Source organism: Rhizobium sp. LjRoot98 (assembly GCF_964252935.1).
GTDB lineage: Bacteria > Pseudomonadota > Alphaproteobacteria > Rhizobiales > Rhizobiaceae > Pararhizobium.
The window spans coordinates 185,711-197,794 of sequence record NZ_CAXUPW020000002.1 but is presented as its reverse complement, the minus strand read 5'-3'; the positions used below and the strand labels follow the sequence as shown (position 1 = coordinate 197,794).

10 protein-coding genes are annotated in these 12,084 nt (G+C 60.2%); 1 reads left to right on the top strand and 9 read right to left on the bottom strand.

The window, feature by feature from the left end:
* Position 1: 1 nt before the first annotated feature.
* The 4 genes from ftsA to aqpZ form a co-directional block, all read right to left on the bottom strand.
* Positions 2-1,333 carry a cell division protein FtsA gene (ftsA, locus tag ACSQ3J_RS09540; RefSeq protein WP_060506751.1) on the bottom strand — a complete coding sequence of 444 codons (1,332 nt, stop codon included), beginning with the start codon at positions 1,331-1,333 and terminating at the stop codon, positions 2-4.
* Positions 1,330-2,262: a cell division protein FtsQ/DivIB gene (locus ACSQ3J_RS09535; RefSeq protein ID WP_060506750.1), complete on the bottom strand. Its 933-nt coding sequence runs from the start codon at positions 2,260-2,262 to the stop codon at positions 1,330-1,332. Before ACSQ3J_RS09535 ends, ftsA begins: the two co-directional genes overlap by 4 nt.
* Complete coding sequence (locus ACSQ3J_RS09530; protein WP_436039035.1) at positions 2,250-3,173, bottom strand: D-alanine--D-alanine ligase; 924 nt, start codon at positions 3,171-3,173, stop codon at positions 2,250-2,252. The genes ACSQ3J_RS09535 and ACSQ3J_RS09530 overlap by 13 nt, the downstream gene beginning before the upstream one ends.
* A 318-nt stretch (positions 3,174-3,491) precedes the next feature.
* A complete protein-coding gene (gene aqpZ / locus ACSQ3J_RS09525) occupies positions 3,492-4,178 on the bottom strand; it encodes an aquaporin Z (protein WP_060506748.1) in 687 nt (228 codons plus the stop codon).
* A 381-nt stretch (positions 4,179-4,559) separates the two neighbouring features.
* Between aqpZ and ACSQ3J_RS09520 the strand changes: the two genes are divergently transcribed.
* Entirely contained in the window at positions 4,560-5,864 is a 1,305-nt protein-coding gene (locus ACSQ3J_RS09520; RefSeq protein ID WP_060506747.1) for an MFS transporter, read from the top strand.
* An 81-nt stretch (positions 5,865-5,945) separates the two neighbouring features.
* Here ACSQ3J_RS09520 and murB read toward each other — a convergent pair whose 3' ends face one another.
* From murB to murD, 5 genes are read right to left on the bottom strand one after another with little or no spacing between them, the layout of a single operon-like run.
* On the bottom strand, positions 5,946-6,920 hold the full coding sequence (gene murB, locus ACSQ3J_RS09515; RefSeq protein WP_060506746.1) for a UDP-N-acetylmuramate dehydrogenase: 975 nt from the start codon (positions 6,918-6,920) through the stop codon (positions 5,946-5,948).
* Positions 6,917-8,332 carry a UDP-N-acetylmuramate--L-alanine ligase gene (murC, locus tag ACSQ3J_RS09510; protein WP_060506745.1) on the bottom strand — a complete coding sequence of 472 codons (1,416 nt, stop codon included), beginning with the start codon at positions 8,330-8,332 and terminating at the stop codon, positions 6,917-6,919. The genes murB and murC overlap by 4 nt, the downstream gene beginning before the upstream one ends.
* Positions 8,329-9,453, bottom strand: a complete 1,125-nt coding sequence (gene murG / locus ACSQ3J_RS09505; RefSeq protein WP_060506744.1) for an undecaprenyldiphospho-muramoylpentapeptide beta-N-acetylglucosaminyltransferase — start codon at positions 9,451-9,453, stop codon at positions 8,329-8,331. Before murG ends, murC begins: the two co-directional genes overlap by 4 nt.
* Before the next feature lie 22 nt (positions 9,454-9,475).
* On the bottom strand, positions 9,476-10,630 hold the full coding sequence (gene ftsW, locus ACSQ3J_RS09500) for a putative lipid II flippase FtsW (protein ID WP_060506743.1): 1,155 nt from the start codon (positions 10,628-10,630) through the stop codon (positions 9,476-9,478).
* Positions 10,631-10,690: 60 nt separating this feature from the next.
* On the bottom strand, positions 10,691-12,082 hold the full coding sequence (murD, locus tag ACSQ3J_RS09495; RefSeq protein WP_436039034.1) for a UDP-N-acetylmuramoyl-L-alanine--D-glutamate ligase: 1,392 nt from the start codon (positions 12,080-12,082) through the stop codon (positions 10,691-10,693).
* Between the last annotated feature and the right edge of the window lie 2 nt (positions 12,083-12,084).

Sequence of the window (12,084 nt, the reverse complement as noted above, 5' to 3'; positions counted from 1 at the left end):
CTCAAAAGCTTTCCTTCAGCCATTGACCCATCCGGGCGATACGGCTGTTGTTTCCTGCAAGCGACGAGAGCAGACCGCCCTGCGCCGCATGTGTTTCCATGTCCGCGACTTGCGGATAGATCATCAGTCCAACGGCCGTCGAAAAGGCCGGGCCTTTTGCCGCTGCCGGCAATCCCGAAACGCCGAGCGGACGGCCGATGCGGACGTTGCGGGCGAGAATCCGGCGTGCCGATTCGGGCAGACCGGTCAGCTGTGCAGCGCCGCCCGTCAGAACGACACGCTTGCCGACGATCGGCGAGAAGCCGGACCGCTGGATACGGTCGCGGATCAGTTCCAGTGTTTCCTCGATGCGAGCCCGCACGATGCGCGAAACCAGTGCGCGCGGCACATGTGTCGGCTGATCGCGGTCGTCCTCGCCGATCGGCGGAACGGAAACGATGTCGCGCTCGTCGGCGCTATTGGGCAGTGCCGAACCATGAACGACCTTCAGGCGCTCGGCATCTTCGATGCGGGTCGAAAGACCGCGTGCAAGGTCTGTGGTGACATGGTGACCGCCAAGGCTGATCGCATCGGCATGAACAAGCTTACCTTCGGCAAAGACCGAGATCGTCGTGGTGCCGCCACCCATGTCGATGGCGGCGCAACCGAGTTCAACCTCGTCATCGACCAGAGCCGCAAGACCGCTTGCATACGGTGTCGCGACAATGCCTTCGACCGATAGATGCGCACGGTTGATGCAGAGTTCGAGGTTCTTCAGTGCAGCGCGTTCGGCGGTCAGCACGTGCATGTCGACACCCAGCGCATCGCCGAACATTGCGAGCGGATCCCGGATGCCGCGTTCGCCGTCGAGCGAGAAGCCCGTGGGCAGCGAATGCAGGATGACGCGGTCCTGGCGCAGCGACTGCTGGCCGGCAGCCGCCAAAACCTTCTTCAGGTCCGCCGAATCGACTTCCTGGCCACCGAGATCGATGGAAGCGGTGTAGATATCGCTTTGCAGACGGCCAGCAGAAATGTTGACGATCAGGCTGTCGATGGTCAGCCCCGCCATACGCTCAGCGGCATCGACGGCGAGACGGACGACGCTTTCAGCGGCGTCGAGATCGGCAATCACGCCATTCTTCATGCCGCGCGATTTGTGGTGGCCGATACCGATGATTTCGATCGAATGGGTGCGGCCCGGCAGGATTTGGCTTTCGGCGCGCGGCGTCAGCCGGCCGATCATGCAGACCACTTTGGTCGAGCCGATATCGAGCACGGAAACGACATGCGACCGCTTGGAAGAAAGCGGCTTCAGACGCGGCAGCCCAAAATTCGAGGAGCCGAAGATGCTCATGTACGGCCTTCCTTTTCCTGCTTCTTCAACAACTTCGTGCGGGCTTCCAGAACAGTCTGACGGCGGGCAGCGGCTTCCGGGGTCAACTGGATCGTGGTGCGATCCTCCAGCCTCAGATCGACCGCAGCAATGTCACGTTCAAGCAGTTGCTGCCCCTCTTCCATCGTCGAGAGCACCTGCATGGCGCGGTCCAGATCGTGCTCGGGCAGTTTGATGGTGATGCCGTTGTCGAGCATCAGATCCCAGCGGCGGCCAGCTACGCGAACATAGGCTTTGACCCGCTTGCTGATTTCCGGCCATTGCTCGAACCGGGCGTAAAACGCGGCGGCTGTCGTCTCGGCGTCACGGCCGACGAACAGTGGCAGTTCGGAGAATTTGTTGTCGCGCAGCGGCGCAATCACGCTGCCGCTCTTTTCGATCAGCGACAGATCGGTGCCATGCTGCCAGATGCCGAACGCCTTGCGCTCCTTCAGACTAACCTCGATCGTGCCCGGATAGACCTTGCGCACGGCAACGTCTTCGACCCAGGGCATTTCGCTGATCAGCTTGCGCGCCACGCCGATATCGAGGGCAACCAGCGAAGTTGCACCATCAAGCCCAAGTTGCTGCAGGATGTCGATTTCCGAGGTCTGGTCGTTGCCAGACACCTTGACGTCCTCGATCGCAAAACCAACGGCCGTGGTGGTCGTCTGGGCAAAATCCTGACTGTGACCGCCGAGCGACATGCCATAAAAACCGGTCGCGGCGAAAAACGCCACAGCGGAGACTGTGCCGGTATACGGCATGAAGTGGATGCGGCCCGTTCCAAGACTGACAAGGAAACGCACAACACGGCGCAGCGGCCGCGGCAGAACGCGCTGACCATCAAGATCAACCGCCTCCAGCGGAGCCCGTCCTCTTGCTGCTTTCCTGCCCTTCAACGCAAACACGACGCGTCCTCCACGATCCACTTGAGGAATTCACCAAACGTATGGCCTGCATGAACGGCCATTTCAGGGACCAGAGAGGTGGGAGTCATTCCGGGCTGAGTGTTAACCTCCAGCCAGATAAGCTCTCCTTCTGCAGAGAAACGGTCGTCGAAGCGGAAGTCGGAGCGGCTTACGCCGCGGCATCCAATCGCCTGATGCGCCATGACTGAGAGTGTTTGTATTTTTTGGTAAATATTTGGTAAAATATCTGCCGGGATGACGTGTTTTGAGCCACCTTTCACATACTTTGAATCGTAATCGTAGAAGGCGTGTCCCTGCGGTATCACTTCAGTGACACCAAGCGCCGTATCCCCCATGACGCCACAGGTGAACTCGCGGCCATGCACGTAGCGCTCGACCATGACCCGATCGCCATAGCGCCACTCGCTGGACGTAACGATCTGCGGCGGATGCGACTGATCTTCCTTGACCATCACCACACCGAAGCTCGAGCCCTCGCGAACCGGCTTGACGACATAGGGCGGCTTCATCGGATGAGCCGAGCCGAAATCATGGCGATCCATGACGCGCGCCTCAGCAACAGGAATACCGGCAGCAGCGGCAACAAGCTTAGCCTGCGCCTTGTCCATGGCGAGAGCCGAAGCAAGAACGCCGGAATGGGTATACGGAATCTCAAGATATTCGAGGATGCCCTGGATGGTACCATCCTCACCGAAAGGGCCATGCAGGGCGTTGAAGGCAACATCGGGACGCAGATTCGCCAGAACGGACGCGACATTGCGATCGACGTCGATTCGGGTGACGCGGTAGCCCTCGGCCTCCAAAGCATCGGCGCACGCAGCCCCGGAAGACAGGCTCACCGGCCGCTCCGAAGAAAATCCGCCCATTAGGACAGCCACATGCTTGCTCATAAAAACCCCCGACATTACGCCAGCCTTACAAATCGCTGCTTGCGCCTAGCTTGTTGACACAGACGAGTCGCGTCTTTCAGGCACACCCCCATAGAGCGTCATTATGGTTAACGAACCGTTTACTTTGGTTAACCCTATCCAAGACATGGGTAAAATATTTCCCGCCGATTCATGCCGGCGCTCAGATTCATCGCCTAGAATCAGAGTGTTACTCTCAACGCAAGGAAAAAGGCTGCTGACGGGGCCGATAAAACGGAAAGGCCCCGCAGCGATTTCTGCGGGGCCTTTCGTAAGCGGAACATGTCGGATGGCAGCGTATCAGTCGTCTTCGCCGACAACCTTCCAGATAATGGCACCGATGGCAGCACCAACGATCGGGGCAAGCCAGAACAGCCACAATTGCTGCAACGCCCAGCCGCCGACAAACAGCGCCTGACCGGTGGAACGGGCGGGGTTCACCGATGTATTGGTGACCGGGATCGAGATCAGGTGAATGAGCGTCAATGTCAGTCCAATGGCAATCGGCGCAAAGCCGACCGGCACGCGGCCGTGAGTGGCCCCCAGGATGATGAAGATGAAGAAGCCGGTCAAAAGCACTTCGATCACCAGAGCCGAGGTCAACGAATATCCGCCTGGCGAGTGTTCACCATAACCATTGGCCGCAAAACCGCCGAGCTGGAAGTCAGCCTTGCCGCTCGCAACCAGATAAAGAGCTGCGGCTGCGACGATGCCGCCCGCCACCTGGGCAATGATATAGCCGGGAAGCGAAGAGGCAGGAAACTTGCCGGCAACCGTTAAACCAACGGACACAGCCGGATTGAAGTGGCCGCCCGAGATGCCGCCGACCGCATAGGCCATGGTCAGGACGGTGAGACCAAAGGCAAACGAAACACCGAGCAGGCCGATGCCGACGTCCGGAAAGGCCGCTGCCAACACCGCGCTGCCGCAACCGCCAAACACAAGCCAGAATGTTCCTAAAAATTCAGCAGAAAGCTTCTTGAACATGGTTTCCCCTTCAAACGGAGCAAATGCCCCTAAAGTGCCCGATGCGCATCATCAGCGCCCCATCAGACCCCCTGAAGGAAACGCATGCGCACCCCAGCCTGTTTGCCGCACCCGGTCACCGGGTGCACAACCCAAGATTTGCGACAATTCGATTCTGGTCAAGGATTGAGCACGCCAGGAGCGCATCAGGTGGCATTTTTAATCAACCTGACGAAATAGAGGGCGATAAAGCTGCATCTCAGACGACACTTTTACAATCTATCCACCCCGAAATCTTGCCGATAGTTGCGCTTGAAGGGTTTTATTGCCGGTTCGTCTGCGTTAAAGCCGGGCGGCTGCCTCCCAAGACGGCACTAACATTCCCAAGACGGACATATGATAATGAGCGACACACTCTCCACGTCGTCGCCGACGGCAGAGCCGTTGAACAAGGGCCCACTCAATTCGCCAGCCCGCGTTCTCCTCGCAAGCCTGGTCGGCACGACCATCGAATTCTTCGACTTCTACGTCTACGCCACGGCCGCCGTGCTGGTGTTTCCGGCGTTGTTCTTCCCGAACAGCGATCCCACCACCGCACTTCTCGCCTCCTTCGCGACCTTCTCGATCGCATTTTTCGCGCGCCCGCTGGGCGCCGTCGTGTTTGGCCATTTCGGCGACCGGGTCGGCCGCAAGACGACCCTGGTGGCGGCTCTTCTGACCATGGGCATTTCGACGGTCATCATCGGCCTGCTCCCCACATACGCGCAGATCGGCGTCATCGCACCGCTTCTGCTGGCGCTGTGCCGGTTTGGCCAGGGCTTCGGTCTCGGTGGCGAATGGGGCGGCGCCGTCCTGCTCGCCACGGAAAATGCGCCGGAAGGCAAGCGCAGCTGGTACGGCATGTTCCCGCAGCTCGGCGCCCCTGTTGGCTTGTTCCTGTCCTCGGGCGTCTTCTGGCTGCTTTTGCACCTGATGACCCAGGAGCAGTTGCTGAGCTGGGGCTGGCGCGTCCCGTTCATCGCCTCGATCATCCTGATCGCCGTCGGTCTCTGGGTACGTCTGTCGATCACCGAGACGCCGGCGTTCCAGAAGGCCATCGACAAGCATGAGCGCGTCGAGGTGCCGGTGATGGAACTGTTCCGCAGCCACAAGCGGAGCCTCCTGCTTGGCACCTTCGTAGCCCTGGCGACTTTCGTCTTGTTCTACATCGGTTCGGCCTATCTGCTTTCCTACAACGTCAAGGTTCTGCAGATCCCGTTCCTCGATGCACTGGAAATCCAGATCGTCGGTTCGATCATGTTCGGTATCTTCATTCCGATCGCCGGCAAGCTGGCAGAACGCTTTGGCCGGCGCGAAGTGCTGATCGTAACGACGGTGCTTATCGGTATCTTCTCGTTCTTCCTGAACATCCTGATGACATCGGGTGAAGCCGCCATCTTCGTCTTTGCAATCATTGCAATGGCCTTGATGGGCCTGACCTACGGCCTGATCGGCACGGCGCTTGCGGCCCCCTTCCCGACCAACGTGCGCTACACCGGCTCGTCGATCACCTTCAACCTCGCCGGCATTTTCGGGGCCTCGCTTGCTCCTTATGCCGCGACATGGCTGCAGGTGAACTACGGCATGGCTTATGTCGGCTATTATCTCGGCGCAGCAGCCGTGATCACGCTGGTCTGCATCCTGCTTTCCGGCAAGGATGAAGTCTGAGGCTTAGCAAACATCAAACACCAAAAAGCCGCCGCGGATCACTCCACGGCGGCTTCTTCATATCAATTCATTGGCAACGGCTCAGGCTGTCAGTTCGCCGAGGAATTCCTTGACCTCATAGCCCGGCATAAACGTGCCGACCCGCTTGATTTCCCATTCGAGCGAGATGCCCGATGTTTCAAACACGCGCTGGCGCACCGTTTCGCCGAGATATTCGAGCTCGTAGCCGCTCGCCTGGCCGGTGTTGATCATGAAATTGCAGTGCATCGGCGACATCTGGGCGCCGCCGATCATCAGACCGCGGCAGCCCGCCTCATCGATCAGCTTCCAGGCTGAATGGCCTTCCGGGTTCTTGAAGGTCGAGCCACCGGTCTTCTCGCGAATCGGCTGTACGGTTTCGCGATGCTGGCGCACCGCATCCATATCTGCGCGAATCTTCGCCTTGTCTTCAAGGTAGCCTTCGAAAACGGCGTGGGTGAAAATCAGCCCCTTCGGCGCCGACGAATGGCGGTAGCTGTAACCCATGTCGGCGTTCGACAGCACATGCGTATTGCCTTGGCGATCGACCGCGTGCACCTCGACAACGCGCTCGCGCGTCTCGCCGCCATTGGCGCCGGCATTCATGCGCAGTGCACCGCCGATCGTGCCGGGAATGCCGTAGTAGAATGCGAAACCGCCAATACCATGATCGAGTGTCATTGCCGCAAGATTCTTGTCGGGGCAGATCGCTCCGGCCTTGACCCGTGTTTCCGAAACCAGCTCGACATCGCCAAAACCCTTAGCGGAAAGCCGGATAACAACACCCGGAATGCCGCCATCGCGCACCAGAAGATTAGAGCCGACGCCCGCAACCATCACGGGCACCTCGGCGGGAAGCATCTTGAGGAAGGTGATGAGATCGTCTGCGTCATGCGGCTGGAACATCAGCTCGGCAAGTCCGCCGGCACGAAACCAGGTGACGCGGTCCATCGGCGCATCCGGTGTCAAACGTCCGCGCAATTCCTTGACGCCATCCCCCAGCGAGGCCAGCAATTTTTCTCCGTGTACCTGTTTCATGCGGAATTTCCTGAAATGCCTGCGAGTTCCTTCGGAAGTGCCGCAGCCCAATACGTGATACTGCCAGCCCCCAAGAGAACCACAAAGTCACCCGGTTGTGCAATGGCTGATACAATCGGAGCGATTGCTTCCGGACCGTCGATGAAGCGCGCGTCACGATGGCCGCCGGCCTTGATGCGGGAGACGAGCTCCTGGGAATTGATGCCCTCGATCGGCTCTTCACCGGCCGAATAGACCGGCGCCAGAAGGATCGTATCTGCCTCGTTGAAGCAGGCGGAAAAATCCTCGAACAGGCTGTGCAGACGCGAGAAACGATGTGGCTGATGCACGGCAATGACGCGGCCCTGGCAGGCTTCGCGCGCGGCCTTCAGCACCGCCTTGATCTCGACGGGATGGTGGCCGTAATCGTCGTAGACGCGAACATCGTTCCATTCGCCAGTAAAGGTGAAGCGGCGCTTGACGCCGGCAAAGGCTGCCAGCCCCTTGGCAATATCCTCGGGCGAAATGCCGAGGCGCTGGGCAACCGCAATAGCGGCGGTGGCGTTGGAGACATTGTGACGGCCCGGCATCGGCAGGCGCAGATCCTTCAACTGGATCACCTTGCCGGTGCGGCGGCGGCGGATTTCGACGTCGAAGACCGAGGTAGCGCCGTCCATGCGGATATTGGAAAAGCGCACGTCGGCCTGCGGGTTTTCACCATACGTGATGACCTTACGGTCCTCGATCTTCGAGACCATCGTTTGCACTTCGGGATGATCGAGGCACATGACGCCAAAGCCGTAGAACGGCACGTTTTCGACAAACTGGCGGAACGCGGCGCGCACGGCATCGAAATTGCCATAGTGATCGAGATGCTCCGGGTCGATATTGGTGACGACGGCAACATCGGCGGGCAATTTCAGGAAGGTGCCGTCCGATTCGTCGGCCTCGACCACCATCCACTCACCCTCGCCCATGCGGGCATTGGTGCCGTAGGCATTGATGATACCGCCATTGATGACGGTCGGGTCGAGACCACCGGCCTCGAGAAGCGTCGCGACCATCGAGGTCGTCGTCGTCTTGCCGTGCGTGCCGCCGATGGCGATGGCATTGCGGAAGCGCATGAGTTCGGCGAGCATTTCGGCCCGGCGCACCACCGGCAGCAGTTTTTCACGCGCGGCGATCAGTTCCGGGTTGCTCTTCTTGATCGCGGTGGAAACCACGACGACTTCCGCATCACCGATATTCTCGGCCTTGTGGCCAACGAAAACCTCGATGCCCTTGTCACGCAGGCGCTGAACATTGGCGCTGTCGGACTGGTCGGAGCCCTGAACCTTGTGGCCAAGATTGTGCAGCACCTCGGCGATACCGCTCATGCCGATACCACCGATACCGATGAAATGAACCAGGCCGATTGTCTGCGGCATTTTCATGAGCGTGTTTCCTTGAACTGTGCAATCGTCGAACCGCTGGCAATAGCTTCAACCATGGCGGCAAGCAAGCGCGCGGCATCGGGTTTGCCCGCCTGTTTGGCGTTTGCCGCCATTGTCGCGAGCTTCTCCGGGCTGGTCATCGCCCCGGCGAGAATTTTGCTCAGCTTCTCCGGTGAAAGTTCGGCCTGGGCGATCACCTTGGCACCACCGGTCGCAGCCAGCGCCGCCGCATTCGCCGCCTGATCGTGATCAAGTGCATAGGGATAAGGCACCAGGATGGCCGGCCGTCCGATCACCGCGATTTCCGAAACCGTCGAGGCGCCCGAGCGGCAGATGACCAGATGCGCCTTGGCAATCCGTTCGGCCATATCGTTGAAAAAGGGGGCAATATCGGCGGTCATCTCAAGCTTGGCAACACAGCCTTCGACCATCGGCATGTCCTCAGCACGCGCCTGCTGCGTCACCTTCAACCGCTGCCTCAGATTGTCATCGAGCAAACTGATGGCCGTCGGCACGCTTTTCGAAAAATATTGGGCGCCCTGGCTGCCGCCGAACACCACGAGACGAAACTCCTCGCCTTCTCCGGATGGCTGATAGGCAACCTTCGCGGCCTCCAGAACGGCCGGACGCACCGGATTGCCCGTCGTCACCGTCTTTGCCGCATAGGGGCCATCGGCTTCAGGCAGGAACCCTCCGGCGATCGCCCGCACACGGTTGGCCAAGGCTTTGTTGGCGCGGCCCATGACGGCGTTCTGCTCGTGGATCATCGAGGGGATGCCGGCACGTACGGCGGCCAGCAGTGGTGGGATGGTCGGATAACCGCCGAAACCGACGACCACCTTCGGCCGTACCTTCTTCATCAGACGGCCAGCAACGCGGATACCCGACCAGAGCGTCCACAGCGACGATGCGACTTTCAACGGGTTCTTCGATCCGATCGTCGCCGATGGAACGACGTGGATTTCATCGGCCGGAAACTTGCCGGCGAAACGTTCTGCCCGGCTGTCCGTCACCAGATGAATGGAGTAGCCGAGCGCCTTCAGTTCGTGCGCCAGCGCTTCCGCCGGAAACAGATGGCCGCCGGTACCACCGGCGGCGAGCATGATAATGCCTTTGGTCATGTTCAGTCCTTATTCCATCGGCCTATTCGGCCGGAACGCCCATGCCGGAACGAAACAGGCTACGCTCGACAGCGCGCTTTTCCGGACGATGGCGGGTCAACGCCAGGATGAATCCCGCCGTCACGCAGATCGCCACCATGGACGAACCGCCGTAGGAGATCAACGGCAGGGTCATGCCCTTGGCCGGCAGCAACTGCAGATTGACGCCGATATTGATCATCGACTGGATGCCGATCTGCAGCACCAGGCCCGCAACGGCAAAGCGGGTGAAATCATTGCGCTCGCGAAACGCATGGCTCAGACCACGCATGACGAGGAAGGCGAAGATCAGCACGATCACCATGCAGAAGACGATACCGAATTCTTCCGCAGCAACCGAGAAGATGAAGTCGGTGTGGCTGTCAGGGATGATCCGCTTGACGACACCCTCACCCGGTCCCTGTCCGAACCAGTCACCGCGGATGATCGCCTGCAGGGCCGTATCCACTTGGAACGTGTCGCCCTCACCGGTCATGAACCGGTCGATACGTCCGGCCACGTGCGGCAGAACAGTATAGGCGACCACCAGGCCACCGACAGCGGAACCTCCCAGCACGACAATCCACAGCCAGGGCATGCCGGCCATGAAGAACATGCCACCCCAGACGGCGGTGGTCAGGATCGTCTGACCAAGGTCAGGCTGAGCAACGAGAAGTGCGGCGACAATGCCGAACAACAGGATGGCAAACAGGTTTCCGGGGATTTCCGGCTGGCGGGCATGCTCGGAAAACAGCCAGGCGCAGACGACAACAAAAGCCGGCTTCATGAATTCGGACGGCTGCACCGACAAGCCGGCCAGCGAGATCCAGCGACGCGATCCCTTGACCTCTGCCCCGAAGAACAGCGCCAGAACCATCATGGCGAGCGACGCCAAAAGCAGGATCATCGCCGTGCGGCGCACCTGCCGCGGCGACATGAAGGAGATGCCGACCATCACCGCCAGCGACGGCAAAAGGAAAGCCGCGTGACGCTTGACGAAATGGAAGCTGTCGAGATTGAGCCGCTCGGCCACCGCCGGGCTTGCCGCAAAGGACAGCATGAAACCGATGCCCATCAACAGAATGAAGGTCGCCAGAAAGAACCTGTCGATCGTCCAGAACCAGTCGGCCACGGGGCCACGTTCGGCACGGCTTACCATTTGTTCGTCCCCTTCAACGGCGCGTCCGGCGCCAATCTCTCAAAGTCAGGGCCATCGCCCTCATATCAGCATCGTCACGCCGTCGATCGCAGCGACATGGCTGACGAAGGCATCGCCGCGCACTTCAAAGTTCTTGTACTGGTCGAAGCTTGCGCAGGCCGGTGACAACATCACCGCCGATAGTTCGGCCGTGTCGCTGGCCGCATCGGCGGCAGCATGGGCAACCGCCCGCTCCAGAGTTCCGGAAATCTCGAACGCAACCGCCTCGCCAAGCGTCGCGGCAAAGGCCGGCGCGGCCTCGCCGATCAGGTAGGCCTTGGCGACTTTCGGAAAGAAGGGTGCCAACGTCGTGATCCCGCCCTCCTTGGGAAGGCCGCCGGCGATCCAGTAGATTCGCTCATAGCTCGACAACGCCGGTGCAGCCGCATCGGCATTGGTCGCCTTGCTGTCATTGACGAAAACGACGCTGCCCTTGCGGCCAACCGGTTGCATGCGGTGCTTCAATCCGGGAAACGAAGATAGCCCGGCAAGGATTTCGCTTTCGGAAACGCCGACGGACAGGCAGGCCGCAATGGCCGCCGCCGCATTTTGGGCATTGTGATTGCCCCGCAGCGTGGCGATACCGTCGAGATCGGCAATCTCTGCCGCCAGTCCGCCCTCGGCACGCATGACACGCGTGCCATCCGCGAACAGTCCTTCGCCAAGCGCGCGGTGGCGGGCGATCCGCATGACCCGCTGACCGGCCAATGTCGCCCGGTCGGCGATTGCTTCGGTGTAAACGTCATCGACGCCGACGATTGCCGTGTCGCTACCGGCAATCAACCGTTCCTTGATGTCAGCATAGTGCTCCATGCTACCATGCCGGTCCAGATGATCGGGCGTCAGGTTGAGCAGGATGCCGGCCGACGGATTGATCGTCGGAGCCAGATCGATCTGGTAGGACGAGCACTCGACGACGTAGAACCGGTCAGGCGCTGGCGGATCGAGCGTCATCACCGCCGTGCCGATATTGCCGCCGAGCTGCGTATCGCGGCCACTGGATTTCAGGATATGCGCGATCAGCGCCGTGGTCGTCGATTTGCCGTTGGTGCCGGTGATGGCGATAAACGGGCAATCGGGCGCATGCGCCCGCCTCTCTCGCACGAACAGTTCGACATCGCCAATGATCTCGACACCGGCGGCATGGGCGAGATCGACCGTCCAATGCGGCTTCGGATGCGTCAGCGGCACGCCTGGCGACAGAACGAAGGCGGAAAAATCAGCCCAATTCGCCTGATGGAGATCGCCGTTACCGATCCCGGCAGCCGCAGCCTTTGCCACGCTGTCCGGATTATCGTCCCAGGCGGTGACAATCGCGCCACCGGCAACCAGCGCCTGTGAGGTCGCAAGGCCTGATCCGCCGAGACCAAACAATGCGACCTTTTTGCCGCTGAATGTGGTGACCGGGATCATAG